At 59.2% G+C, this 24,610-nt stretch carries 23 protein-coding genes; 2 read left to right on the top strand and 21 right to left on the bottom strand.

Going from position 1 to position 24,610, the window contains the following annotated elements:
• Position 1: 1 nt before the first annotated feature.
• The 15 genes from ADN01_RS10645 to ADN01_RS10575 form a co-directional block, all read right to left on the bottom strand.
• A complete protein-coding gene (locus ADN01_RS10645; protein WP_062419596.1) occupies positions 2 to 1,270 on the bottom strand; it encodes an MFS transporter in 1,269 nt (422 codons plus the stop codon).
• A 140-nt stretch (positions 1,271 to 1,410) separates the two neighbouring features.
• Entirely contained in the window at positions 1,411 to 1,995 is a 585-nt protein-coding gene (locus tag ADN01_RS10640) for a nucleoside 2-deoxyribosyltransferase (protein ID WP_062419597.1), read from the bottom strand.
• Positions 1,992 to 2,486 (bottom strand): nucleoside 2-deoxyribosyltransferase, encoded by a 495-nt coding sequence (locus ADN01_RS10635; protein ID WP_062419598.1) that lies wholly within the window; start codon positions 2,484 to 2,486, stop codon positions 1,992 to 1,994. Before ADN01_RS10635 ends, ADN01_RS10640 begins: the two co-directional genes overlap by 4 nt.
• 12 nt (positions 2,487 to 2,498) lie before the next feature.
• Positions 2,499 to 3,374: a purine-nucleoside phosphorylase gene (locus ADN01_RS10630; RefSeq protein WP_062419599.1), complete on the bottom strand. Its 876-nt coding sequence runs from the start codon at positions 3,372 to 3,374 to the stop codon at positions 2,499 to 2,501.
• Between the two features lie 37 nt (positions 3,375 to 3,411).
• The gene (locus tag ADN01_RS10625; protein WP_075071123.1) at positions 3,412 to 4,362 is read right to left on the bottom strand and encodes a nucleoside hydrolase; all 951 of its coding nucleotides are present in this window, start codon (positions 4,360 to 4,362) and stop codon (positions 3,412 to 3,414) included.
• Between the two features lie 99 nt (positions 4,363 to 4,461).
• Positions 4,462 to 5,193: a nucleoside phosphorylase gene (locus ADN01_RS10620; RefSeq protein WP_062419601.1), complete on the bottom strand. Its 732-nt coding sequence runs from the start codon at positions 5,191 to 5,193 to the stop codon at positions 4,462 to 4,464.
• A gap of 18 nt (positions 5,194 to 5,211) precedes the next feature.
• On the bottom strand, positions 5,212 to 5,946 hold the full coding sequence (locus ADN01_RS10615; protein WP_062419602.1) for a nucleoside phosphorylase: 735 nt from the start codon (positions 5,944 to 5,946) through the stop codon (positions 5,212 to 5,214).
• Between the two features lie 57 nt (positions 5,947 to 6,003).
• Positions 6,004 to 6,957 carry an ABC transporter permease gene (locus ADN01_RS10610; protein ID WP_062419603.1) on the bottom strand — a complete coding sequence of 318 codons (954 nt, stop codon included), beginning with the start codon at positions 6,955 to 6,957 and terminating at the stop codon, positions 6,004 to 6,006.
• A 32-nt stretch (positions 6,958 to 6,989) separates the two neighbouring features.
• Positions 6,990 to 8,147, bottom strand: a complete 1,158-nt coding sequence (locus tag ADN01_RS10605; protein ID WP_062419604.1) for an ABC transporter permease — start codon at positions 8,145 to 8,147, stop codon at positions 6,990 to 6,992.
• Positions 8,148 to 8,159: 12 nt separating this feature from the next.
• On the bottom strand, positions 8,160 to 9,725 hold the full coding sequence (locus ADN01_RS10600) for an ABC transporter ATP-binding protein (RefSeq protein ID WP_169788115.1): 1,566 nt from the start codon (positions 9,723 to 9,725) through the stop codon (positions 8,160 to 8,162).
• 81 nt (positions 9,726 to 9,806) lie between these two features.
• Positions 9,807 to 10,973 carry a BMP family lipoprotein gene (locus ADN01_RS10595; protein ID WP_062419606.1) on the bottom strand — a complete coding sequence of 389 codons (1,167 nt, stop codon included), beginning with the start codon at positions 10,971 to 10,973 and terminating at the stop codon, positions 9,807 to 9,809.
• A 279-nt stretch (positions 10,974 to 11,252) separates the two neighbouring features.
• Positions 11,253 to 11,975 (bottom strand): FadR/GntR family transcriptional regulator, encoded by a 723-nt coding sequence (locus ADN01_RS10590; RefSeq protein WP_062419607.1) that lies wholly within the window; start codon positions 11,973 to 11,975, stop codon positions 11,253 to 11,255.
• Between the two features lie 92 nt (positions 11,976 to 12,067).
• A complete protein-coding gene (locus tag ADN01_RS10585) occupies positions 12,068 to 12,649 on the bottom strand; it encodes an AAA family ATPase (RefSeq protein ID WP_062419608.1) in 582 nt (193 codons plus the stop codon).
• A 2-nt stretch (positions 12,650 to 12,651) separates the two neighbouring features.
• Complete coding sequence (locus ADN01_RS10580; protein ID WP_062419609.1) at positions 12,652 to 13,875, bottom strand: M20 family metallopeptidase; 1,224 nt, start codon at positions 13,873 to 13,875, stop codon at positions 12,652 to 12,654.
• Between the two features lies 1 nt (position 13,876).
• Positions 13,877 to 15,205, bottom strand: a complete 1,329-nt coding sequence (locus ADN01_RS10575; RefSeq protein ID WP_062419610.1) for an amidohydrolase family protein — start codon at positions 15,203 to 15,205, stop codon at positions 13,877 to 13,879.
• A gap of 202 nt (positions 15,206 to 15,407) precedes the next feature.
• Here ADN01_RS10575 and ADN01_RS10570 point away from each other — a divergent pair, with 202 nt between their 5' ends.
• Entirely contained in the window at positions 15,408 to 16,589 is a 1,182-nt protein-coding gene (locus ADN01_RS10570; RefSeq protein WP_062419611.1) for a phosphopentomutase, read from the top strand.
• A gap of 101 nt (positions 16,590 to 16,690) precedes the next feature.
• On the opposite strand, the gene ADN01_RS10565 is transcribed toward ADN01_RS10570, so the two are convergent.
• The 5 genes from ADN01_RS10565 to ADN01_RS10545 form a co-directional block, all read right to left on the bottom strand.
• Positions 16,691 to 17,689 carry an ABC transporter permease gene (locus ADN01_RS10565; RefSeq protein ID WP_062419612.1) on the bottom strand — a complete coding sequence of 333 codons (999 nt, stop codon included), beginning with the start codon at positions 17,687 to 17,689 and terminating at the stop codon, positions 16,691 to 16,693.
• Positions 17,690 to 17,701: 12 nt separating this feature from the next.
• Entirely contained in the window at positions 17,702 to 18,697 is a 996-nt protein-coding gene (locus ADN01_RS10560; protein WP_062419613.1) for an ABC transporter permease, read from the bottom strand.
• 129 nt (positions 18,698 to 18,826) lie between these two features.
• Entirely contained in the window at positions 18,827 to 20,602 is a 1,776-nt protein-coding gene (locus ADN01_RS10555; protein ID WP_062419614.1) for a peptide ABC transporter substrate-binding protein, read from the bottom strand.
• Between the two features lie 100 nt (positions 20,603 to 20,702).
• Positions 20,703 to 21,683 carry an ABC transporter ATP-binding protein gene (locus ADN01_RS10550; protein ID WP_062419615.1) on the bottom strand — a complete coding sequence of 327 codons (981 nt, stop codon included), beginning with the start codon at positions 21,681 to 21,683 and terminating at the stop codon, positions 20,703 to 20,705.
• Position 21,684: 1 nt separating this feature from the next.
• On the bottom strand, positions 21,685 to 22,671 hold the full coding sequence (locus tag ADN01_RS10545; protein ID WP_062419616.1) for an ABC transporter ATP-binding protein: 987 nt from the start codon (positions 22,669 to 22,671) through the stop codon (positions 21,685 to 21,687).
• A 168-nt stretch (positions 22,672 to 22,839) separates the two neighbouring features.
• Here ADN01_RS10545 and ADN01_RS10540 point away from each other — a divergent pair, with 168 nt between their 5' ends.
• A complete protein-coding gene (locus ADN01_RS10540) occupies positions 22,840 to 23,583 on the top strand; it encodes a serine hydrolase (protein WP_062419617.1) in 744 nt (247 codons plus the stop codon).
• Here ADN01_RS10540 and holA read toward each other — a convergent pair.
• Positions 23,580 to 24,608, bottom strand: a complete 1,029-nt coding sequence (holA, locus tag ADN01_RS10535; RefSeq protein ID WP_062419618.1) for a DNA polymerase III subunit delta — start codon at positions 24,606 to 24,608, stop codon at positions 23,580 to 23,582. The genes ADN01_RS10540 and holA overlap by 4 nt on opposite strands.
• Between the last annotated feature and the right edge of the window lie 2 nt (positions 24,609 to 24,610).

The following is a 24,610-nucleotide window of genomic DNA, read 5'->3' as shown; positions in this document are numbered from 1 at the left end:
CTCACTCCGCCGGATGAATTTGTTTCTGCGAGTCCCGGGCGCGCCGAAGCGGCACCGAGATGAACCAATGGGTCAGCGAAGCCGTCACCAGGGCCGCACCAGCAGAGAGAACAAACGGCATGGTGTAATTGCCGCGCGCCAGGTAACTGCCGGTCAGCAAGGCCGCAATCGCCATCCCCACCTGAAAGGTGATCTCCAGCCAGGCGGAAAGGGCCGTGCGCGACTTCGGCTGCGAGGTGGCCATGGCCAGCGAAAACCAGATGGATTGGGTCGCAGAAAACAGGCCGCGGTACGCCCAATAGGCCAGCGCGCCCAGGGTGGGCAGGCCGGTGAAAGCCAGCACCAGCGGGAACAACGGGATCAAGAAGCGCCCCATCGTGATCGATTCGGCCACACCCCGCCGCAAAGCCACAATGGGCAGCAGCGCCAGGGCGATACTGGTGGGGATCCACACCAGGGCCTCCACCATGCTGAAGAACTCGCGAGTGGTGCCCAAATGGTAAATAAAGTACAGGTTCATGAAGGGCACAATCAGGCCCATGGTCAAACCGATAAAGAATTCAATCGCCGCGCCTTTGACCGTAAAAAGATCCATGCCCCACAAATACGGCTTGAGGCTGATCTTGACAGTGGTGGAGCGCTGCGTATCGCGCATCAGCAAGGCCGGCACCAGCCCCAAAAAGGTCAGCGCAGCGGCAAAAAACAGGGTGTAGCGGTAGCGCGCCGAGGGATCTGCGCTGAGGAAGGTGAGCAGGTTGGGCAGATAGCCCGCGATCAGCGCGCCCAAAGCCGTGAAGACCCCTTGCAGCAGGCTGTCCATCGAAAAGGCGTGGGTGCGCTCTGCGTCGCTGGTGTTGGCGTTCAAGAACGGGAGCTTCACCACAAAACCGCCCGAAGCCGCCAATCCGCTGATGAAGGCAGCCCCGGCGATCCACGGCAGCTGCACTGCCGCGGCCTGAGTGAACTGCATCAGGCCGATCATGGCAAAAATCGCCACGTAGATGCGGCGGTAGCCCATCTTTTCGGCCACAAAACCGATGGGAATGGCCGAAAGGATCTGCGCAAACGGCCCCATGCTCAGCACGCGTCCCAAATCGGCAGGGTTAAACCCCAAAGACAAAATATACAGATTAAAATCCACCGAGAAAATGCCGTACCCGATACCGCTTAAGCAAGAAGTCAGCATCAATAGGCGCACATTTTTATTAAATCGGTTGAAATAACCGATGTAATTGCGTAAGCCTTGAAACCAGCGAGACAAACGATTCATTCAGCCGTCTTCCATTCCATTCAATGAGTAAAATTGCACGCCGCACCGGCCAGGGAGCTTGAGCCCCCCGGCCGGGTCCAGCGGCTGCGTTCAGCGCCCGCCTCGTGTGATGAAGTTCGCGGCAGGCAGCGGGTGGAACGTCATACCGGCTGGGCGTCCCATACCTTTAATTGGCGAATGACCTCATTAAAATCGTCCACAATCGGCCCGTGTTCCAGCACGGTGCCCAGAACGAACAAATTGACCCCGTAGCCGGTGGCGGCCCGGGTGACTCCGCGGCTGTCGGTCATGAAACCGATGATGCCCTTCTTGCTGGGGTCGCGGCGGCACAACGCCGAAAAAATGCCGATCTCACAGGCCGTGCCGTCGTCCACCTGCGTGCCGTCCAATACAGCCACCACCGCGTCTGCCGTGGACAGGCCTTCGTAATCCACCTCAAAAATCACCTCAGGGGTCATCTTCGGCAGGTTAAAATCCTCACGGCTGAGCTTGCCGCGGCGGATCAAATCCATGACCGCCTCGCGGAAATCGCCCGTGCCCAAATCTTCCGCGCGGATCTTGCCCGCAGCGATGACCGCGTCCACCTGCTCGCGGGAGATCATGTTGTTGAATTTCTCGTGCGGCACAAACGGGTCAATCCCGTTCTCGCGCAGAATCTGGGCGTGCTCGGCGATGAACTTGCGCACGTACGGCGTAAACAGCGGCCCGGCGAAGTAGATTTTCATGATGCCCTCCCGGTGTTTCCCAAATGCCCTTCGGCTTCCAGCTCAGCCTGCCAGATCTTTAGCTGGGCGATGGCCTCTTCCAGGGTCTTGCACACCACCCCCGATTTCAGAATGCAGCCGAGGACAAAACCGTTAATCCCCTTGCCTTCCCCTTTGGCCTGCGTGCGGTAATCATCATGCAGGGCCACAATGCCTTTTTTGGTGGGGTCCACCTTCATCAGCTCCGAAAAAATCCCAATCTCACACGCCGTGCCGTCATCCACCTCGGCGCCGTTGAGGATGGCCAGCATGGCGTTGGCGCCGTCAATGCCGCCAAAATCCGCGTCAAAGCATTTTTTGGCCGGGCTGCGCGTGTCGGCGGGGTTGGCAAACTTGGGGTTTTCGTGCGGCACAAAAGGATCAATGCCGTTTTCGCGCAGGGTCACAGCCGACTTCGAAATAAAATCCCGTTCATAGGGCGTGAACAGCGGGCCAGCAAAATAGATCTTCATGTCGTCCCTTTCCTACAGGTTAATTTCGCGCAGGATGGCCTTCATCAAGCGGATGAACTTGGGCTTGGTGCGGTTGGCCACTTCCACCACCTCCTCATGGGTCAGCACCCCCGCCGGACCCGCCTTGGGGTCTTTGCTGGCGTCGGTGATGCAGGAAATGCCCAAGGTGCGCATGCCCGCATGGGTGGCGGCGATGATTTCAGGCACGGTAGACATGCCCACCGCGTCCGCGCGCATCAGCCGGTACAGCTCGCCCTCCGCGCGGGTGGTGTACACCGGCCCTTGCGTGGCCACATACACGCCGCGCTTCACCGGGATGTTTTCCTTATCCGCCGCGGCCTGGGCCAGCTCAATCATGTCCCAGGGGTAAGCCAGCCCCATCGCCGGGAAACGCACGCCCAATTCGTCATCGTTGGGGCCGATCAGAGGGTTATCCCACAGCAGGTTGATGTGATCCACAATGATCATCAAATCGCCGGGCGAAAACGAGCGGTTAATGCCCCCTGCCGCGTTGGTGGCGATCAGCACCTGCGTGCCCAGGGTGCGCATCACCCACACCGGGAAGGCAATCTGCTGCATGGTGTAGCCTTCATAAAAATGAAAGCGCCCATTCATGGCCACAATCTTCTTGCCTTCCAGCTCACCCAAAATCAGCTCACTGGCATGCCCCATCACGGTGGACTGGGGGAAATAGGGGATGTCTTTGTAGGGGATCACCGTCGCGTTTTGAATCTCGCTGGCGATGGCCCCCAGGCCGGAACCGAGGATGATCCCAATCTCCGGAACGAACGAGGTTCGCGTGCGGATGTACGCCGCGGCCTCTTTGCGGCGTTCGCGCCACAACAGGCTGGGGCCGAACGTGTCGCCAAACTGCGCTTTTGTGTCCATATGCGCTCCTTTCACTCCCTTCCATGATGTCAGCCCACTAGTGGGCGGTCAGCGTATCCACCACCAGGGCGCGGTAGCGGAGATTATCCACCGTCTTCACCACGTTCACATTTGGCTTAGCCGAAAGCCCCATCGCCCGCGCCCACATGCGCCGGTCGAGGAGGGTCATCCCGCGGGTGTGCTCGCCGCGGCATTCCACGGTCACATGGAACATCTCGCAGTCGGCGATGCTGGGGTCAATGTACACCCCCACCGCCAGCAGGTCGGGCGGGTTCGTCCGCAGGTTGTCGCTGTAAATGATCTTCATGCGTTCCAAATTGCGCCGCAGCAGCCGCGATACCAGCGTACACCAGGGCGTGCCCGCCGCCTCCATATCCTCCACATCAGCCACGTAAATGCCGCCGCATTCCATGATCGGATCGAGGGCGATCATGGTCAGGGGGATGCCGCTGCGGAAGACCAGATCGGCGGCTTCAGGGTCGGCATAAATGTTAAATTCCGCGGCCGGGGTGGAATTGCCCGCGTTGATGCCGCCCGCCATCATGGTAATCGAGCGGATCTTGGAAGCCAGACGCGCATCCTTGGCCAGCGCCAGGGCCACGTTAGTCAGCGGGCCGATGGTGATCAGATCCAGGTCGTTCTGGCTCTCCAAAAAGGCGCGCACCAGGAAATCCACAGCGTGTTCAGCTTCCACGCGGATTTTCGGCTCCGGATATTCCAGGTCGCCAAAGCCTTTGCGCCCGTGCACCGAGGCCGCCGTCTCCCAGGCGCCCATCAAAGGCCGGTAGGCCCCCGCGTACACCGGCACGCGTTTGCCGGAAAGCTCCACCACCGTCAGCGTGTTGCGGATGACGTGCTCCAATTCCACATTCCCCGCCACGCAGGTGATGCCGACCACTTCCAATTCCGGCGAGCGCAGGGCCAGGCTCAAAGCCATGGCGTCGTCCACACCGGTATCACAGTCAATGATCACTTTTCGAGGTGTCATCTTTTTGGCGCTCCTTGTGCCAAGACAATAGAATACCAGAGGGGAAACGAGGGGTTTCCCCTTGGTTCAGGGCTGTTCAATTCCGGCTAAACCGAATGCTTATGCGCCGGCTGCAGCGTCCGCCTGTGCAATCGCTTTCATCGCTTCCAAAGCGATGCGGATGGCGTTTTCTTCTCCGCGCCGGAAAGCCTCTTCTCCCCATTCAGGCTTGGTTTCTTTGGAAGTACCGTCATTGGCATACAAAGCACCGGCGCGCCACCCGCGTAAGGCGGCGATCACGAACAAAGTGTCGCTTTCCATCTCACCCGAAATAATCCCGGACTGCTTCAAATAGTCGCGGCTGGATGGGTCGCGGGGCGCATAAAAGGCGTCTCCGGCCGAGCCCAGGCCCACATGTACCTTTAAATCCAGCCGTTTGGCCGCTTGAACCAGGGCCGCGGTCACATCGTAATTGGGCACCGCTGGAAATTCAATCGGCAGGTAGTTGTTGGCCGTTCCGCCCGCGCGGAAGGTGCCCGTGGCCACCACCACGTCGCCCACGTTCACGTAATCCTGCATGGTGCCGCAGGAGCCCACGCGGATCATCGTATCCGCGCCCATGTGGCCCAGTTCTTCCACCGCAATGGCTGTGGTCGGCCCACCCATGCCGGTAGAAGACACGGTCATAAAAATGCCGTCCACCATGCCCGAATACACCAGGTAGCCGCGGCTGTCCGAAACCAGGCGGCACTCCTGAAAATGTTCTGCCATCATCTTGGCCCGCGCGTGGCTGCCGGGCACAAACACGTACCTTGAGATCTCTTCTGGGTTGCAGCGAATATGGAATTCCATGACGTTTCCCTTTCTGCCTCAGGCGGCCTGCCGCTGTTGATCTTCCAGGGCAATGCGCTTCATGGCGCGAACGGCCACCTGGATGGCGCGTTTTTCACCGTCCAGGAAAGCCTGGCGGCCCCATTCGGGTTTGATCTCGGTGGAGGTGCCGTCGCAGGCCAAAACCGCCCCGGCCCGCCAGCCGCGGAAGTTTGAGATGATGAAGAGCGTGTCGCATTCCATCTCAAACGCCATCACCCCCGCCTGCTTCATCTTGGCGTACAGGGCCGGGTCGCCTTCCGCATAAAACGCGTCGCTGGAAGATGCGATGCCCACGTGCGCCCCCGGGCCGGTGGCGCGGGCTTCTTCCACCAGCGCGGTCAACACCCCAAAATCAGGCGCCGCCGGAAACGCCGGGGGCAGGTAATTGTGAGCGGTGGCCCCACCGCGGTACACCCCCGTGGGGACGATGATATCGCCCACGGTGATATTATCCTGCGCCGTGCCGCAAGACCCCACGCGAATGAACACCTTCGCGCCCAAATGGGCCAGCTCCTCCACGCCGATGGCAACTTGCGGGCCGCCCATCCCCGTCGAGCAGACGGTCATGGGAATGCCGTCCACCGTGCCGGTGTAAATGTGATACCCGCGGCTGTCGCTCACAAAGCGAGCCTGATCGAATTGGTCTGCGATTTTCTTGGCCCGGTCGTGATCCCCAGGCACAAAAACGTAAGGGGCGATATCTTCAGGTTTGCAGAGGATGTGAAATTCCATCTCGTCCTTCTTTCTCTCGCCAGGCGCCGCTGAGACGCCTGGCAAGCTAATTACCGCTCATGCTTTTTTGGTGGCGGCCCGCTTGCGCGCGTTTTCACGCCGGATGGTGAAATAGGTCAAAGCGGCCAGGGTGACGATGTAGGGCATCATACTGACAAAGTAAATGGGGATGATGCGCTCAGCCTGCAAGCGGAAACCCAGCATATCCACAAAACCGAACAGCAGGCTGGAGAGGAACACACCCAACGGTGCGCCCCCGCCAAAGGTGTTCACCGCCATGCCGATGAAACCGCGGCCCGCGGCCATCTTGTCCACATAACCTTGCAGATGGCCCAGCGAAAGGTACACCCCCGCCAGCGCGGCGAAAACGCCGCTGGCCATCACCGCCAAAAAACGAATGCGCTGCACATTGATGCCCATCGTTTCGGCGGCTTCGGGGTTCTCGCCCACCGCGCGCAGATGGAAGCCCCAGGGCGTGCGGTACAGGAACAGAGCGGTTGCGGCCACCAGGAACCAGGTCAGGTAGACGATGAAGGTGTAACCGCTGAGCAGCTCGCCCAAAATGGGGATATCTTTGATGAAGGGGATTTCAATGGCCCCAAAGCCCACAATCTTGGGGTCGGTAAAGCCGCCCGCCACCCCAAACACCGAGCGCGTCAGGAAAATTGTGGCGGCGTCTGCAAAAATGTTAATGGCAATACCCATCACGATGATGTGGGCGCGGAATTTGAGCGAAAAGAGCGCAAACAGCGCCCCCACCACCAACCCGGCCACAATCCCACCCAACAGGCCCATCATCGAGCTGCCGAAGAAATAGCTGGCCGCCACAGCGAACCAGGCTCCCAACAGGATCATCCCTTCGCCAGCGATATTCAGAATGCCCGCCCGATCGGTAATCAGCGCACACAGCCCCGCCAGAACCACCGGGGTGGCCAGGCGCAGCATGCCTTGAATGTTGGCGATGTTAAACACGTACCGCGAAAGAATATCTAGCAAGACACTTCCATCCATGGTTTGGTCCGCTCCTTATCGGTTCATCCAGTTCACTTAGCCTGAGCAGCCTGACCGGCGGCTTCCGTCTTTTCGGCGGGTTTGGCCGGTGTCTGTCCGGCGGTGGGGGCGTCGCCGCCGCTCTTGGCAGCCGCCTTGCGCCGCCGCAGGAAATCCCACATGCCTTCGGCGGCCATGAAGAAGATCACCAGACCGACGATGATGTCAATCAACTGGCGGGGAACCCCTGCGCCCCATTCCAAACTGAGCGCGCCCGATTCCATCCCGCCGTAGAAGATGGCCGCCACGGTTGAACCGATGACCGTCTGCCCGCCCAGTAGAGACGCCAGGTTGCCGCGAAAACCGAAGCCAACCGCAAACAGGTTCTTGTATTCGCGCCACACCCCCAAAATTTCCACAATGCCGCCCAGGCCAGCGATGCCGCCGCTGACCAACATGCCGCTGATGAAGGTGCGGTTGAGGTTGACGCCGCCAAATTCCGAGAACATGTGCGAGAGACCCACCATGCGCCATTCGTAGCCCAGCTTGGTGCGGCGGAAGATGAACCACATGATCACCACCACCGCTAAGGCGATGAAGATACCCACATGCGCCTGCGAGCCTTTGCCAAACTCCTTGCTGATCTCCACAAACTGCGGCAGCCGCGCCGTCACCTGCACAGGAGGGGTCTCCGGTGTGGTGGCGCTGGCGCGCATGGGGTAGTTGGTCAGATACGAGATCAAAAAGGTGGCGATGTAGTTGGTCATGATGGTGGTGATGATTTCGTTCACCCCCAGTTTCTGGCGCATGACAGTGGGGAAATACGCCCAGGCCGCCCCGCCGATGAAGCCCGCCAGCAGCGTCAGCGGCAGGTGGATCACCGCGGGCATCTGGAAGGCATAGCCCACCCAGGTTCCCACAATGGCGCCGATGAAGAACTGGCCTTCCACACCCACGTTAAACACGCCCGTGCGGAACGCCAGGGTAGAGGCGATGGCCGTGAAGATCAGGGGCGTGGCGCGCTGCATGGTGATAAACAGCCCACGGGTACTGCCAAACGCGCCTTCCAGCAGCAGCCGGTAGACCTCAATGGGGTTATGGTTATCAATCAGCATAATGATCGAACCCACCAGGATTGCCATCAAAATGCTGAGGCCCAACGTGAATGAGCGCTGAAGAATGCCCCGCATGGAATTCATGAATTTGCTCACGAGAATCCTCCTTTAACCTTTCAACGTCTCGGCGGTGTGTTCACTGGAGGCTTCATGAGCCGCTTCCGCATTTCCGCCAACGCCCGCCATCCACAGCCCCAGGGATTCTTCGTCCGCCTCGGCGCCGCTCACCTCACCCATAATGCGCCCTTCGTACACCACGTTAATGCGGTCGCTGAGCGACATAATTTCTTCCAATTCAGCCGAAACCAGCAGCACGGCTGCCCCCCGGTCGCGGGCTTCGATGATGGTGCGGTGAACAAACTCGATGCTGCCCACATCCAAACCGCGGGTGGGCTGGGCGACAATCAAAAGGGTTGGGTCCAGACTCAGCTCGCGCGCCAACACCACTTTCTGCATATTGCCGCCCGAAAGCGCCCCAGCGGTCACTTTGGAACTGGGGGTGCGCACGTCAAATTTCTTGATCAAATTTTGCGAGAATTCCGTCACCTGGTTCAGATCAATGAGCATCCCTCTGCCAATCGGCTCTTTAAAATAGGATTCCACGATCAAATTGTCTTCCAGGGTGGCGCGCAAAGCCACGCCGCGCACATAGCGGTCTTCGGGCACGCAGGAAATGCCGTCGTCGCGGCGCTGGCGCACACTGGCATGGGTGATCTCTTTGCCTTGCATGACCACCTTGCCGCTGTACACCGGCCGCAGCCCCACGATGGCTTCCACCAGCTCGCGCTGCCCATTGCCTTCCACACCGGCAATGCCGAGGATCTCGCCCGCCCGCACCTGCAAGCTCAAGCCGCGCACGGCTTTCAGATTGCGGTTGTCGAGCACTTCCAGGTCTTGCACTTCCAAAACCACATCTTTGGGGTTGGCCGGGGCCTTATCCACGCGCAGCAGCACGTCGCGGCCAACCATCATGCGGGCCAATTCGGTAGGGTTGGTGTCTTTGGTATCCTTGGTTTCCACCACCTTGCCGTCCCGCATCACCGTTACACGGTCGGAAATCGTCATCACTTCATTGAACTTATGCGTAATGAAGATAACGGTCTTCCCCTTGGCGACTAATGAACGAATCACGCCAAATAAATCGCGCGTCTCCTGGGGGGTCAACACCGCCGTCGGCTCATCCAGAATAAGAATATCTGCGTTATGATACAAAGCCTTCAGAATTTCAACGCGCTGCTGAACGCCCACGGGCAAATCGCGAATGCGGGCGTCAGGGTCCACCTGCAGACCAAAGCGTTTCGAAATTTCCACAATATTGTCATGAGCCGCTTTGCGGTCTACCAACAAGCCTTTGCGCGGCTCACCGCCCAGGGTGATATTTTCGGTCACGGTGAAAGAAGGAACCAGCTTGAAGCTTTGATGAACCATGCCAATGCCCAGCGCAATCGCATCAGAATTCTTGTGTATATGCACCTGCTTGCCGTTAATGAAAATCTGGCCTTCTTCCGGACGGGTTAACCCAAAGAGAACGTTCATCAACGTGCTTTTACCAGCGCCGTTTTCGCCAACCAGGGCGTGAATTTCCCCCGTCGCAACCGAAAAGTTCACATTGTTGTTCGCTATGACCCCTGGGTATACCTTGCGGATCCCAATCATCTCAACTGCGTTCGTCACGTTTGCTGCCTCCTGGTTGAAGGAAACGGGAGGGCAAGGGCAGGCCCCTGCCCTCCGTTCTCTTACGACAAGATCCGCTGCTTACTTACCCATGCCACCTTCGGGGGCCGGATTTTCACAGGGGAACACTTCCATGTAATCCTTCACGCACATCTCACCCGATTTGATCTTTTCCACAGCGGTCTTAACAGCAGGGATTACTTCGTCTTTCATCTTAGCGGCCATATCTGCAGGGCCGTTATCCAGGAATTCGGTATCAATGTCGTACAGGTAGCACATGCCAACGCCGTCTTCTTTCAAACCGAAGACTTTGGTGCCGCCAGAAAGTTCACCCGCCACCAGGGCCTGAACCGCGCCGTAGATGGAGAGGTCCACACGCTTCATCATGGAGGTGATGACATGGCCAGGATAGAGGTAGTCCTGGTCGGAGTCCACGCCGATGGAATACAGACCGCGTTCCTTCGAAGCGTTCAGCACGCCTTCGCCAGCCTTACCAGCCGCCGCGAAGATGATGTCCACGCCTTCCTGATACTGGGTCAGGGCCAATTCCTTACCCTTGTTGGCATCGTTGAAATCGCCGATCCAGCCGGAAACCACTTCGATGGAAGGATCCACGTACTTGACGCCCTGGATGTAGCCCAGTTCGAAGCGGCGCAGCAGCGGAACATCCATACCGCCGATGTAACCGACCTTCTTGGTCTTGGTCAGCATGGCAGCCACCATACCCACGGTGAAGGAGCCTTCGTCCTCGCGGAAGACCAGGCCCGTGCCGTTGGGCTGAGCCAGGGTGGCGTCCACAATGGCGAACTTAGTGTCCGGGAAGGCAGCCGCAATTTCATCGGTCCAGTCCGCGGAGCCGTAACCAATGGTGACGACCAGGTCATAACCCTGCTCGGCCATGGCGCGGGCGGCCAACTGCTGTTCACCGACATCCGCGTTCTCGATGATCTTGGTTTCAACATTGGGCATATTCTCGTTGACCAGCTTAATGCCGGCCGCGGCCGAGTCCATGAAGGACTTATCGCCGAGCAGGGAAGCGATCAACGCCACTTTGTAGGTTTTGGCTTCGGGCTGAGCCGGGGCAGCCGGTTCCGCGGGGGCAGCCGGTTCCGCGGGAGCGGCGGGTTCGGCCGGAGCGGCAGGTTCCGCCGGGGCAGCAGGTTCGGGCGTGGCGGCCGGGGCGCAGCCCACCAGCATGGCCATCATGACCATCAACAGTACCAGGGATGCTAAAGTTTTGCGAATCATGCGTTCTCCATTTGGTAAAACAGGGTTAGGGTTGAAACTGGGTAGAGTTTCTCGCGTGTTTACCCATTCGTTGGAGCGAAATATCTACATCATCTCACGTATAGGCGGTCCTCCTCCTCCTCGCTAAGAATGCGGGCGGCATTTGCGCGCCCACCCACGGCTCACAGACAGGCCTGGAGCCACAATTTGAAAACTGGCCATCCGGCGTTCGGGCGACAATGGGGGCCAGGATTCAACCTGAAGGATGTAGGGTTGTCAAAGTTCGCTGAGTCAGAACCGCTAAGAGTCACTTTTAAGACTGTGGACGTCATACACCGAAATTTGGCGGCTGTGCAGCAGATGGCGTTCCATCGCGAAACGCGCGCGGGCCTCATCGCCCAGTTCAATTGCCTCTAAGACCTCGACAAAATCCTGGTCCAATTCGCTGGCTTTGGAAAAATGCACCTTCTGTTCGGCGCGGTAGTTGTTCCAAATGCCGTGAATGGTATCCAACAACTGACTCAAGAGGTTGTTTTGCGCCATGTTTAAGATGGTACGGTGGAATTCCCAATCCATCTCCACCGCTTTGAGAATATCATCCCCTGAGGTCAAGTAACCTTCGACCACCTCACGCAGATGCGCCAATGCTTCGGGGGTGGCGCGCAGCGCTGCCAACCCGGCCGCCTGAATCTCCAGCGGGTCGCGCACCTCGATGATTTCGACGATATCCGGCTCGGTGAGCAGACGCGACCATTCCAACTGTTCGGCGATCATATCGCTGGCCAGGTTTTCACTCACATAGGTGCCGCCCCCTGGCACGGTTTCCAGCAAGCCCACCAGAGTCAAGGAGCGCAGCGCCTCGCGCACCGGCGAGCGGCTGACTTTGAGCTGTTCCATCAATTCACGTTCAGAGGGGAGTTTGGAACCCGGCCGGAGTTTGCCGGTGTTGATCATGTCAATGATCATCCGGATGATATCTTTACTCATCGTACTGCGAGCAATGGGTTGAAAGCGAATGTCCATGAATCTACCTGCCGTTCCTATGGTATGCTGGTAGGATCAGTTTCGATTGTACAAAATAGCGGATGATATGTCAAGTTGCGACCTTGCAAGCATCACTGCGCTTTTTTGCGCTCGGCCACAATCTCCAACAGGCGCTGGCGGTAGGTGCGGTCGCGGTCGGCCAGTTCCGGCTCCACCTGCGAGCCGACAGCCAGGAAATAATCCAGATCCCGCCCCATCTGCTGCCCGCGGGCGGTGTGCATATCCAGCGCATAATCGGGAATTTCCGGCAGGCGTCCGCCCTCTTCCACCACCGCGTGCATCCAGTTGACCAGCTCGTCCGTTGAGCGGTCCTTCTGGCTCAGGCACAGCACGCGCACGGCGTGAATGCCAAACAGCAGCCGGTCGCCCTCACCGCGCTGGTAGACTTCGTGCATTTTGAAGAGGGTGTACACCTGGCTGGCGGCCTGAGGGTTGCCAAAGCCCACATCTTCCACCGAAATGCACAGCAGCCGCTTCCACATATAGGCTTCCAGTTCCGCGCTGGTGGTCATCATCTCATAGGCGATCAAGGCCGCGTTCTCGGTGTGCCCGCGGCGAATTTCTTTTTGCAAAGCCGAGATGATCTCATCCGCGGGGATATCGTGGCGGGTGCGCACGCGCGTCCAGGGGTCTTGCGAATAATGTACAGGCATGGTCAGTTTTCCTCCGTGTCAGAATTCAATACCGCATGAATGATGCCAGCATACATGGCCATTGTCACCGGTAAACTAGCCAGATCCACCCACTCATCCGCCGCATGCGCGCCGCCGCCTGTGGGGCCAAAGCCGCACAGGGTGGGGATGCCCTGCTCGATGAGCATATAGCCCTCATTGGCTGGTCCAGCCCCCTCCACCGGCCAACTGCGGCCCGTCAGAAGGCGGGTGTAATCCTGCGCAGCCCGCACCAGACGGTGATCCGCGGGCACCAAAGCCGCGGGCAGGCGGTTCTTCACTTCCAGCGACAGGCCCAAACCCGGCCGCGCCGCCGCTACCTCTCGTAAGACACCCTCCACCGCAGCCAACACCGCCTCGGCGCTCATCCCCGGCAGCAGGCGCACATCCACCAGCGCCTCGGCTGCCGCCGGAACCATACTCTCAAATTCCCCCCCGTGCAGCAGCGTCCCCGGGGTCAGCGTGGTGCGCATCCCCGGAAAAGCCGGGTGAGAATCGGGCGGCAGCAGCTTTTCCAGGCGCAGCAAAACCTCGGCCAGGCCGGTGGAAGCGTTCACGCCTTCTTCACCGCGGCTCCAGGCCGGGCTGCCCGAATGCACCGCGCGCCCGCGGGCCAACACGCGAAAACGCAGCAGCCCGCGGTGGCCAATGCAGATGATATCGCTGGTGTAGGTGTAAATGGCCGCCTGTGCCGGAATGAGCCCCTCATCCAGCAAATAGCGCACACCCAGCGGCGAACAGGCGCCGGATTCTTCGTCTGCCACCCCCGCCATCCACACCCGCGCCGCGTCAGGGTCTAAAATGCCCTCATCGCGCAGCAAAGCCAGGGTGTACAGCCCGCAGGCCAGCCCGGCTTTGTTATCCGCCGCACCGCGCCCCAAAAGGCGCCCCCCGCGCACCTCTCCCGCAAAAGGCGGGCAGCTCCACGCCTGCGGGTCACCCGCCGCCACCGTATCCATATGGGCGATCAGCGCAAAACCAGCCCTGCCTCGCCCCCATTCGGCCAAAAAATTGGGCCGCTGCGGGTCGCGCGCGGGCAGAGCCGCCGTCAGCCCCAGGCGCTGCGCCTCTGCGAAAGCCCGTTCCGCCGCAGCTTTTTCGGGGTGGCTGCCGTTCACCGACGGGATGCGCACCAAATCCCCCAAAAAAGCCTCCACCTGGGGGGCGTAGCGGCGCGCGCTGCGGAGCAAGGCTTCGGGCGAAAGCATGTTAACCCGCCGCCTGCACCCGCCGCTGAAGTTCAGCCTGGGCCAAATCTAGCCCTTCGGACATCAACGCATAATCCAGGGTGGTCAGGCGCCCATGCCGCAGCAGCCAGCGCCCGTCCACCATCACATCGCGCACATGGTAGCCGCCCACCGAATACACCAGCGCCGTGTAAATATCCTGCCCGCCGCGCGGGCCCCAGCCAATTTCATCCAGATCCAGGGTGATCAAATCGGCCTTCTTGCCCGGCTCCAGCGAACCAATTTCATGCTCCAGGCCCAGGGCGCGCGCCCCGCCCAGGGTAGCCATTTCCACAATCTCGCGTGCGGGAATGGCGGAGGGTTCCTGTTCCCGCAGCGACATCAGCTTACCCGCCAGCTGCATTTCTTTGAACAGATCGTAGGAGTTATTGTTGGCCACATTATCCGTGCCCAGGGCGGTGTTAATCCCCGCTCGCCGCATGCCTTTCAGCGGGGCAATGGCCGCGCCGCTGCGCATGCAGGCCGAAGGGGCAATCACCGCCGTGAAAGGATGGGCAGCCAGGGCCGCAAAATCCTCTTCGGGGATGGTGATACAGTGCGCCGCCAACAGACGCCGATCCAGCAGCCCCAGGCGCCGCATCTGCTCCACCGCCGAAACGCCGTAGTGCTCGCGGCAGTAGCGTTCTTCTTCGCCGCTGGTGGCCAGGTGAAAATGCAGCCCGGTGGAAAATTCATCCGCCAGGGCGATTTCCATCTGGATGGCTTCCAGGCTGTTATCCACAAAAAAGGCGTGCGGCCCCACCCAACCCGTCAGGCGCGGGTGGTCGCGGATCAGGCTCAAAAAGCGGCGAGCCGAATCCAGTTCGCGGCGGCGGGCACTTTCGTCCCCCAGCTCCACAATCCCATAAGCCAGGGCTGCCCGCAGACCGCTTTGGGCCACCACCGGAAGCACGCGCTCCATGTAGAAGTATTGGTCGGCGAAGCAGGTAGTGCCCGTGCGGATCATCTCCGCGCAGGATACCGCCACCGCCTGAGGGACCATATCGCCGTCCATCACCGCTTCTAACCCGCGAATGCCCGCATACCAGCCTTCAAAGGTGAATAGAGAATAGGGCTCAGCCATGCCGCGAAAGAGAGACATGGGGGTGTGGGTGTGCGCGTTCACCAAACCCGGCATCACCAGCCGCCGCTCCAGGTGAATTGCGCCGTCCAGGCGGCGGCCTTGCAGCGCGCTTTGCGGACCCACTTCAACCAGCCGGTCGTCATCGATCAAGACATAACCCGGCTTAAAAATATCCCCCTGCGAATTGAGGCTCAGCACCTCATCAGCTAAGAAAAGTTTTGGCGTCATCGTCGTTTGGGTGGTATAGTAGGGATAGAAGTGGATTGGGAGGGCAGGCGTCCAGACAATACCGCGAACATGGTATACTGATCCTACCAATATATCTTATATTAGCCAGTAGGTGCGGGTTTGTCAAGCGGTTTTGCGCACCGCTGCCCTTTCCAAACCGCTCCCGCTTATTTGTAGTCAAAACCACCCAAGGAGAAACCACATGCAGCCAATCCAAAGAGCCATCGTGATTGTCTTAGACGGCGTGGGCGCCGGTGAGGCCCCCGACGCCGAATTGTATGGGGATCGCGGCAGCAATTCGCTGGCCAATACCGCCCGTGCTGTGGGCGGGCTGAACGTCCCGAATATGGAAACCCTCGGCCTGGGACATATTCAACCCATTTTGGGCGTTTCGGCCGAAAAGCCCGCCGCGGGCGCTTTTGGGAAAATGCAGCCCAAATCCGCCGGAAAAGACTCCATCAGCGGTCATTGGGAACTGATGGGCGTGCCCCTCAACCAGGCTTTTCCGGTGTACCCCAACGGCTTCCCGCCCGAGGTGCTGGCAGAGTTCAAACGCCTCACCGGTTTAGACGTGCTGGGCAACAAGCCCGCCTCCGGCACCGAGATCCTCGTGGAATTGGGCGAAGAACATATGCGCACCGGCAAACCCATTGTCTATACCTCCGCCGACAGCGTGTTCCAGATCGCCGCGAACGAAGCCGTCATCCCCCTGGAACGCCTGTACGAGCTGTGCCACATCGCCCGTGAAATGCTCACCGGCCCCCATGCCGTGGGACGGGTCATCGCCCGGCCCTTTGTGGGCACCACCGCCGACAATTTCAAGCGCACCCCCAACCGCCACGATTACCCCCTCAAACCCATCTCGCCCACCATCATGGATAAGCTCATCGCCAGCGGGCGCACAGTTTTGGCCACCGGCAAGATTGACGACCTGTTCGCCAACCAGGGCATCACCCGCTCGGCCCACTCCGCCGAAAACGACAAAGCCATGGCCGCCACCATTGCCTTCGCCGAAGAGAAGTTTGAAGGGCTGCTGTTTGCCAATCTGGTGGAATTTGACATGACCTACGGCCACCGCAACGACGCCGCCGGTTATGCCAACGCCCTGGCCGCCTTCGACCGCCAGCTGCCCGATCTGCAAGCCCGCATGCGGCCGGAAGATATTGCCATGATCGTGGCCGACCACGGCGTGGACCCCACCACTCCCGGAACCGACCACACCCGCGAATTCATCCCCCTGCTGGTCTTTGGGCCGCAGGTGCGTGCCAATGTCAATTTGGGCGTGCGCAAGACGTTTGGGGATGTGGCCGCCACCCTGGCCGAAATCTTTAATCTGGAAGCTCCGCTCATCGGCGAAAGCTTCTTAAAAGACGTTCTGGCCTAAAAAGCCCCTCCTCCTCCACAATACCCTCCGCAAAACAAAAAAATCCCCTCCCGTTTGGGAGGGGATTGGCTTTGCTATGGGCTAGGTAAAGCCAGGGATATTTATTGCGTGCCCTGCAAGCGGGGATCCAAAGCGTCGCGCAGACCGTCGCCCACGAAGGTGAAGGCCAACACGATCAAGGAGACGCAGATGGCAGGCAGCAGCAGCAGCCAGGGCTGCGCATTGATGGCCGTCTGGCCTTCCAGCAGCAGCGAACCCCAGGAGGTGATGAAGAAATCTTTGGGGTTGGTGCTGGGGCGCAGGCCCAGGCCCAGGTAGCCCAGAATGGCTTCGGTGATGATCATGCCCGGCACGGTCATAGCCGAGATGATGATGATCGGGCCGAGGCTGTTGGGCAGAATGTGGCGGAACATGATGCGCGAATCGCGGGCACCAATGCAGCGGGCGGCTTCGATGAACTCTTTCTCTTTCAAAGACAACACCTGCCCGCGCACCACGCGCGCCACGCCCACCCAACTGACGATGGCCAGTGAACTAAACAATAGGAACAAGCCGTTTAGCATTTGGCCAATAAACGTATCCCGCAGGGTGATCATCATGATGATGAAGAACAGCAGGTCGGGGAAGGCATACACCACATCCGTCACGCGCATGAGCAGGTTATCGACCCACCCACCGCGGTAGCCGGAGATCAGGCCGATGACCGTTCCCACGATCAAGATGATGAAGGTCGGCACGAAGCCCACCACCATCGAAACGCGGGCCCCGTACAGGGTGCGGCTGAGCACATCACGACCCAGGGTATCCGTTCCAAAGAGGAAGGCTGGGTCACTCTTGTAGCCGTTCGGGCCAACCTCCACAAACGCCGGGGGCAGGAAGCCCTTGCCCGAGTTGATCTGAATGGGGCTGAAGGGAGCCAGGAAGTTCGCGAACAGCGCGCCCAGCACGAAGATGGCGATGATAATCAGACCCACGACCGAAGCTCTGTTACGCAGCAGCCGGTATAGGCCGTCCATCAGCAGATCGCGCTGCGGCGTGGCAACTTCCAACGCAGCAATGCGATTTTTGGTTTCAGTTGCAGAATCATGTGCAGTCGTCATGGCAGTTCTCCACTAATCCAATCGGATGCGCGGGTCGAGCAGAACGTAGGTCAAATCTACGCTCAGGTTGGCCAGCGCCACCAAAACAGCATAAATCAACGTGGTTCCCATAATCATGGAGTAATCACGCTGTCCGATCGCCGTAACGTATGCACGTCCCATTCCAGGGAAACCGAACATGGTTTCGATGATGAAGGAGCCGGTCACCAAAGCAGCCAGGGAGGGGCCCAACATCGTCACCACCGGAATGAGCGAGTTCTTGAGCATGTGGCGGAAAATCACCAGGCGTTCGGCCATACCTTTCGCGCGCGCCGTGCGCACATAATCCATGCGCATCACTTCCAACATGGAAGCACGGGTCAGGCGTGCGGTGCGGGCCATCGTGCCAAATCCCAGGATGATTGCGGGCAAAATCCAGACATCCACCTGATCCCAGCTGCGCGGTACAATACTGACCACATGCAGCCAGGAGGCAAAGATGATAATCAGGAAAATCGCGATCACGAAGTTTGGCACCGAAATACCAATGGTCACGATGAATAGACTGATGTAATCCGCCCATGTGTTTTGTTTGAGCGCAGAGATGATGCCAGCAGGAACGCCCAGAATCACGGCGAAAAGCATAGCATATACACCCAGGCGAATGGAATAACCAAAACGGCTGTAGAAGAAGTTCTTTCCTTCGGGCGGCATGAAGAGGATCTGTTGAATCGTCAGGCCGCGCTGGCGGTATGAGGGGCCAAGATTGCCGCACACCAAACCGCACTTAAAACTGCCGTCTTTGTTGTAATCGCCAATAATATACGCCACAAACTGCCGCCACAGCGGCTTGTCCAGGCCGTAATACTCATTGAGCAAGCGCTGGGTGTTGGGGTCCACCTGGCGCGCGCTCAAATCTCGATCCCAAGGTCCACCGGGGGCGCTGTGCATCAGAATGAAGGTAATACCTGAAACCACCAGGATAACCGGGATCAGCCACAACAAACGCCGAACAACAAATCTGCCCATAGCATCTTCCTAGTAAAAGGGGTGTGGTTCTTCAAAAAGGGCTGGTCGGCCCCGCCCGGAGGGCAAGGCCGACCAGCGGAATTACAAGTTGCTAGATCTTACAGCTTGGTTCGATTTTGCCAGGGATCCTTACGGAACCATGGTGGTGTCGATGGTGATGGTCAGCGGGTCGTTGTCACCCACCCAGCCGGAGTCCTGCGGGGTCTGGATGATGCCCTTGACCCACGGCTTGACCAGGTAGCTGTTGACGTTGTTCCACATGAAGGCCACCGGGGCGCCGTCGGTCAAAAGACGCTGGGCGTCGGCATACAGTTTCATGCGGGCTTCGGGATCGATGGTGCTGTCAGCCTGGGCCAACAGGGCGTCGAGTTCGGGGTTGGAGTAGCCAATCCGCTCGCCAAACGCGCCGGTCTTCCAGTACACGGAGAGCCAGTTCTGGGGATCCGGGTAGTCAGCGCACCAACCGAGGATGAACATCTGCGGGGCCGTCTTGATGTCTTTGGTCAGGCCGGTGAAGGTGGTGGATTCCACGGGGTTGAGTTTCACATCCACGCCCAGGACTTCCTTCCACTTGGCAACCATCCACTCCCAGCGAACGCGGTTGCGGGGGGTGTCGCCGAAGGTGGCGGTGATTTCGGGCAGTTTGTCGACCGAGCCGTAGCTGGATTCAGCAATCGCCTTCTTGGCGGCTTCGGGATCGAAGCCCCAGCGATTTTCCTCAGCATCGTAGCCGGGGAAGCCCTTGGGGATCCAGGTCAGGGTGGAAGAGCCGAGGCCCTTGAGCACGTCCTTCACCCAGGTTTCGCGGTCGAGAGCGTAGGAGAACGCTTCGCGAACCTTCTGATCGGTGAAGGGTTCCTTGAGCTGGTGGAACATGAGCGCGAAGGTGCAGGAGCCGGGGTAGATCTGAGCTTCTTTGCTCAGGACGGCGTCGTTCTGCACGGTGGCCAGGTCTTCAGCACCCAGGGGAACGATATCGAATTCGTTGTTCTTGTAGGCTTCGAAGGAAACCGCGCCATCGGTGATGTAGCGGTATTCGATGTCATAGGTCGCGGCGCCGCGCCAGTAAGCCGCATTGGGGACGAAGTACGCGCGGACGAAGGGCTCCAGGTTCTGGAGAACGAAGGGGCCGTTACCAACATGGAACTTGGAGGCGTTCCACCAGATGTCGCCACCCTCGGCGATCAGTTCTTCCTTCGCGGGGAAGGTGACCCACAGGCCCATCACAACATGGAAGTAGGGGGCGGGTTGGGCAAGACCGATCTTCAGGGTATTGCAGGTGGTCTGTTCGTAGTCGGTGCAGGGCTGGCCAGCATCGTCAAGCGCCTGAACCATCACACCAGCCTTCAGGGTGGCGAGTTCTTCTTCGCTCAGGTTAGCAACATCAGCGGTGCGCCATTCAATTGCACCCTTGATGTCGTCAGTGATGGCGGCATATTCACCAGCGGTAGCGGGGTCAATGTTGCGCAGGATCGAGTACTCGAAGCGCTTGGCATTGAGCAGGGTTCCGTCGCTGTAGGTGAGGCCGGGGCGCATCGTGAAGGTAATCTCGGTGGCGTCGGCGTTGTATTCCCATTTCTCAGCCGCGGCGGGGATGGTGTTCAGATCGCCATCCAGACGGGTCAGACCTTCGTACATCAACTTGAGGTGAGCAATTTCGTTGACGAAGGACGACTTCTGGGGGTCGATCGTGTCGGGGTAGGTCCCCAGGTTGATGCGCAGGACCGCGGGCTTGGCCGCTTCGGGAGCGGGGGTGGCGGTCACGACGACTTCTTTAACCTCGCCCTCGACCACAACGGTCTGGACGATGGTCTCGGGGGCCGGCGCAGCAGCAGGTTGGCAGGCGGCCAAAACCATGCTGGCGACGATCAGCAGTGCTGCAACAGCAAATAACTTAGAACGCATTCTTTCTCCTCCTAGTAGAGATGGATACGAACTGCTTGTAAGCTTGGCACTTGCGTTTAACTGGACCTCTTTTAGCCGTAGCATCACCTCCTTGGAAAAATTATACCAGGTGGCAAGCCACAAAGTGACCAGGACTTACCTCACGGAACTCAGGCTTGGCTTCCGCACAAATCGTGGTAGCCAGCGGGCAGCGGGTGCGGAAATGGCACCCAGAGGGCGGATTGATGGGAGAAGGCACATCCCCTTGCAGGATGATGCGCTGGCGTTTCTCTTCAGCCAACGGATCCGGAATCGGCACCGCGGAAAGCAGCGCCTGGGTATAGGGGTGCAGCGGGTTGTTATAGAGTTCATCCCGAGTGGTCAGTTCCGCAATCACGCCCAAATACATCACGGCCACGCGGTCGCTGATATGGCGCACCATCGAAAGGTCGTGAGCAATAAACAAGTAGGTCAGGCCCAACTGTTCCTGAAGGTCTTCCAGCAGGTTGACCACCTGTGCTTGAACGGACACATCCAGGGCCGAGATGGGCTCGTCGCAGACGATCAGCGACGGTTCCAGGGCCAAAGCGCGGGCCACACCGATGCGCTGCCGCTGGCCGCCCGAAAATTCATGGGGGTAGCGGTTGGCAAAAGCGGCGTTCAAACCCACCAGCTTCAACAGGTGTTCCACGCGGTCCTGAACTTCTTTGCCCTTGTGGGTTTCGTGGATGATCATCGGCTCACCCACGATCTCACCCACGGTCATACGCGGGTTCAGGCTGGCGTAGGGATCCTGGAAGATCATCTGCATCTTGCGGCGCATATGGCGCAGCTCTTCACCCTTGAGGGCTACCAGATCTTTATCCCCAAAAAACACAGATCCAGAAGTGGGGCGGTGCAGCTGCAAAATGGCGCGGCCCGTGGTGGATTTGCCGCAGCCAGACTCCCCTACCAAACCGAGGGTCTCGCCTTCGAAAATATTAAAGCTCACGCCGTCCACGGCGCGCACCGCTCCGACCTGTTTCTGAATCAGCACACCTTTTTTGATCGGGAAATGCTTTACCAGGTTTTCAACACGAAGGAGAACTTTGTTGGATGTCATATTAGCGTTCTCTCCCAGTCTTAGTGTCCACCCAGCAAGCAGCGGTATGATCGGGGCCGACGTTGAAGTCGCCCGGGTTTTCATTCCAGCAGCGGTCCACGGCGTACTTGCAGCGCGGCGCGAACGGGCAGAAGTGCGGGGCTTCCAAAAGCACCGGCGGGATCCCTTCAATCGAGGTCAGGCGTTTGCGGCCGCTCACATCCAGGCGGGGCAGGCTGCCCAACAAGCCCATCGTATAAGGATGGGTCGGGTTGGTGTACAGTTCTTTCACTGGCGCGTGTTCAATAATGAAACCGCCGTACATGACTGCCACCCGATCCGCCAGACCCGCGATAATGCCGAGGTCGTGGGTAATCCAAATAATGGCCATCCCAAGTTCGTCGCGCAGGCGTTTCACCAGATCTACAATCTGCGCCTGAATGGTCACATCCAGGGCCGTGGTCGGCTCATCCGCAATCAGAATCTGCGGGGTACAGATCAGCGACATGGCGATCATCACACGTTGGCGCATACCCCCGGAGAACTGGTGGGGATAATCGTTGAGGCGGTCCTTCGCATTCGGGATGCCCACCATCGCCAGCATTTCTGCCGCCCGATCATAGGCTTGTTGGCGCGAAACCGCGGAGTGAATTTCCAACGGTTCTGCAACCTGTCGGCCGATGGTCAACACCGGGTTGAAGGACGTCATCGGGTCCTGGAACACCATGCTGATTTGCGAGCCGCGAATGTGACGGATTTCCTCATCTGTCGCTTTGAGGAGATCTTTTCCCTGATACATCGCGCTCCCCGCCACAACCTTACCTGGCGGAGATGGGATCAGGCGCAACATTGACATTACCGTTACGCTCTTACCGCAGCCGCTTTCGCCCACGATGCCTAACGTCTCGCCTTCCTTCAAAGAAAACGAGACCCCGTTCACAGCATGAACGGTGCCTTCGCGGGTGCGGAACTGCGTTTCGAGGCCTTGTACATTCAGTATTTCGGCCATGCAGCTATGCCCTCTGGAGATGGATTTTTGGGGATACGAACAATGGATCCTCGCTTTGCCCTTGGCAAGCAGTATAAGTCTTTAGCATTGTACCTTGATTGAACATCTTTGTCAAACATCATAAGACAATCATCACGCCAAGCAGCGATGAACGATATAATTAATCATATGAACCTGAACGCCATTTTGACAAAAATCACATCGTTGGGCGGCTCCTACGCCGTTTTTTGGCAAATTCAAGGCCAATCGCCGGTTTTCTTTGCCAATGCCGAGCGTTTTCCCTCGGCTTCCATCATCAAAGTGCCCCTGCTGCTGGCCTGGCTGCTCCTCGAACGCGAGGGTCAGGTGGATTCCGGTGAGCTTTGTCATCTGGACGCCGAGCCGCAGGTGCAAGGGGCAGGCTTCGCCTGGCAGATGCTCGCCCGCCAGCTGCCCTACGGTGATGTGCTGCGTCTGATGATCGCCCTCTCCGATAACCTGTGCACCAACCTGATTCTCCAGCGGGTGGGCATGCAGCACGCCAACGAAACTTTTCAGCGCCTGGGGTTAACCGGTGTGCGCTTGCAGCGCAAGATGATGGATCTGGAAGCCCGCCAACGCGGCTTAGATAACTGGATCACCCCCCAGGACTGCATGCGCCTTTACACTCTTTTGGATCAGCTGCCCCCCCAGCAGCGGCTCTTTGCCGATTCACTGCTGGCCTCCTGCCAGGATGACAGCCTGCTGATGCGCGATGTCCCCCGCGACACGCTCACCTTTCATCACAAAACTGGCTCGCTCAGCGGCATTCTGCACGACTGGGGCTATACCAGCGGCCGGCAGGTGTTCCTGCTGACCCACGGTTTCATGGATGAGACCGCCGCGGCCCAGGTGTTCGGCGAACTGGGGCGCGCCGTGCTGTTGGACGCCTAGACTCGCTCCATCTCCGTCACCAACAAATCCAGGGCCGCCTCCAGCGGCAGCTTATCGCCGCGCCCCTTGGAGGCCAAATCCATCTCCAGCAGGCGGCGGTAAATACCTTTCAGCTGCCCCAGGCTGTAGCGGCGCGCCTGCGGGAAGGCCTTCTTCATCACAAAGGGTGGTTCGCCGCAGCGCCGCGCAGCTTCGTCCGGCTGACTGATGCCGTCGTCCAGCAGTTCCCGTGCCAAAATCAGCAGCCGGTATTGGCGGATGATCATGCCAAACAGGGCCATAGCGTCTTCTTCGGCCAGCAACTGGTGCAAAATGCGCTGGGCCTTGCGCGCGCTGCCCTCTGCCAGCGCATCCACCAGTTGAAACACGGTGGCCTGTGTGCCGGGGGCCGTCAGCGTTTCCACATCCTCCACGCTCACCGCCCGGCTGCGGTCCACATAGGTGAGCAGCTTATCAATTTCCAGCTCCGCCCAGCGCGTATCGCTGCCGGTGTGCCCGGCCAGCACCTGAGCCGCGTCAGGGCTGAATTCACCCCCAAAATCGCGCGCCTTTTTCACAATCCAGCCCGGCATGTCTTCGGGTTTGGGCAGGCTGTAGCCTTCCATCTTGCGCGTCTTGGGGTCGCGCCGCACCCATTCGCTCAGCCAATGCTTCTCTTGCAGCGTCTCCCATTCCCAAAGGAACTGGTTGTCCTTTTTCTTGAGCTTCAGCTGGTCGTCCAGGGTCATCACCAGGTGCGTGGTGGGCGGCAGCCCGTCCAAAAGGGCCAGGAACCGCTCCCGCGCTTTTTTATCCGCCAGACGCGCCAGCGGGTGACTCAGCACCACCATGCGAAATTCAGATAGAAAGGGAATGGCGCCTGTGGCGCTGCGCAGTTCATCTTCGCTGGCCTGCCGCCCGTCCAGGCGGGTCAAGTTCAGATCCAGCATGCCCGAAGCGTTCAACGGGGCCAGCAGTCCATCCACCGCGTGGCGGATGGCGATCTCATCATCGCCGTGCAGAATCCAAACCTGAACCGAGGTCAAAA

It is taken from the genome of Levilinea saccharolytica, assembly GCF_001306035.1.
Lineage (GTDB): Bacteria > Chloroflexota > Anaerolineae > Anaerolineales > Anaerolineaceae > Levilinea > Levilinea saccharolytica.
This window is presented reverse-complemented; position numbering and strand designations above follow the sequence as displayed.

What these genes read in the sequence shown, in the direction of transcription:
- ADN01_RS10645 (WP_062419596.1), bottom strand. Translation starts at nt 1,270, where the DNA reads ATGAATCGTTTGTCTCGCTGGTTTCAAGGCTTACGCAATTACATCGGT.
- ADN01_RS10640 (WP_062419597.1), bottom strand. Translation starts at nt 1,995, where the DNA reads ATGAAAATCTACTTCGCCGGGCCGCTGTTTACGCCGTACGTGCGCAAG.
- ADN01_RS10635 (WP_062419598.1), bottom strand. Translation starts at nt 2,486, where the DNA reads ATGAAGATCTATTTTGCTGGCCCGCTGTTCACGCCCTATGAACGGGAT.
- ADN01_RS10630 (WP_062419599.1), bottom strand. Translation starts at nt 3,374, where the DNA reads ATGGACACAAAAGCGCAGTTTGGCGACACGTTCGGCCCCAGCCTGTTG.
- ADN01_RS10625 (WP_075071123.1), bottom strand. Translation starts at nt 4,362, where the DNA reads ATGACACCTCGAAAAGTGATCATTGACTGTGATACCGGTGTGGACGAC.
- ADN01_RS10620 (WP_062419601.1), bottom strand. Translation starts at nt 5,193, where the DNA reads ATGGAATTCCATATTCGCTGCAACCCAGAAGAGATCTCAAGGTACGTG.
- ADN01_RS10615 (WP_062419602.1), bottom strand. Translation starts at nt 5,946, where the DNA reads ATGGAATTTCACATCCTCTGCAAACCTGAAGATATCGCCCCTTACGTT.
- ADN01_RS10610 (WP_062419603.1), bottom strand. Translation starts at nt 6,957, where the DNA reads ATGGATGGAAGTGTCTTGCTAGATATTCTTTCGCGGTACGTGTTTAAC.
- ADN01_RS10595 (WP_062419606.1), bottom strand. Translation starts at nt 10,973, where the DNA reads ATGATTCGCAAAACTTTAGCATCCCTGGTACTGTTGATGGTCATGATG.
- ADN01_RS10590 (WP_062419607.1), bottom strand. Translation starts at nt 11,975, where the DNA reads ATGGACATTCGCTTTCAACCCATTGCTCGCAGTACGATGAGTAAAGAT.
- ADN01_RS10585 (WP_062419608.1), bottom strand. Translation starts at nt 12,649, where the DNA reads ATGCCTGTACATTATTCGCAAGACCCCTGGACGCGCGTGCGCACCCGC.
- ADN01_RS10580 (WP_062419609.1), bottom strand. Translation starts at nt 13,875, where the DNA reads ATGCTTTCGCCCGAAGCCTTGCTCCGCAGCGCGCGCCGCTACGCCCCC.
- ADN01_RS10575 (WP_062419610.1), bottom strand. Translation starts at nt 15,205, where the DNA reads ATGACGCCAAAACTTTTCTTAGCTGATGAGGTGCTGAGCCTCAATTCG.
- ADN01_RS10570 (WP_062419611.1), top strand. Translation starts at nt 15,408, where the DNA reads ATGCAGCCAATCCAAAGAGCCATCGTGATTGTCTTAGACGGCGTGGGC.
- ADN01_RS10565 (WP_062419612.1), bottom strand. Translation starts at nt 17,689, where the DNA reads ATGACGACTGCACATGATTCTGCAACTGAAACCAAAAATCGCATTGCT.
- ADN01_RS10560 (WP_062419613.1), bottom strand. Translation starts at nt 18,697, where the DNA reads ATGGGCAGATTTGTTGTTCGGCGTTTGTTGTGGCTGATCCCGGTTATC.
- ADN01_RS10555 (WP_062419614.1), bottom strand. Translation starts at nt 20,602, where the DNA reads ATGCGTTCTAAGTTATTTGCTGTTGCAGCACTGCTGATCGTCGCCAGC.
- ADN01_RS10550 (WP_062419615.1), bottom strand. Translation starts at nt 21,683, where the DNA reads ATGACATCCAACAAAGTTCTCCTTCGTGTTGAAAACCTGGTAAAGCAT.
- ADN01_RS10545 (WP_062419616.1), bottom strand. Translation starts at nt 22,671, where the DNA reads ATGGCCGAAATACTGAATGTACAAGGCCTCGAAACGCAGTTCCGCACC.
- ADN01_RS10540 (WP_062419617.1), top strand. Translation starts at nt 22,840, where the DNA reads ATGAACCTGAACGCCATTTTGACAAAAATCACATCGTTGGGCGGCTCC.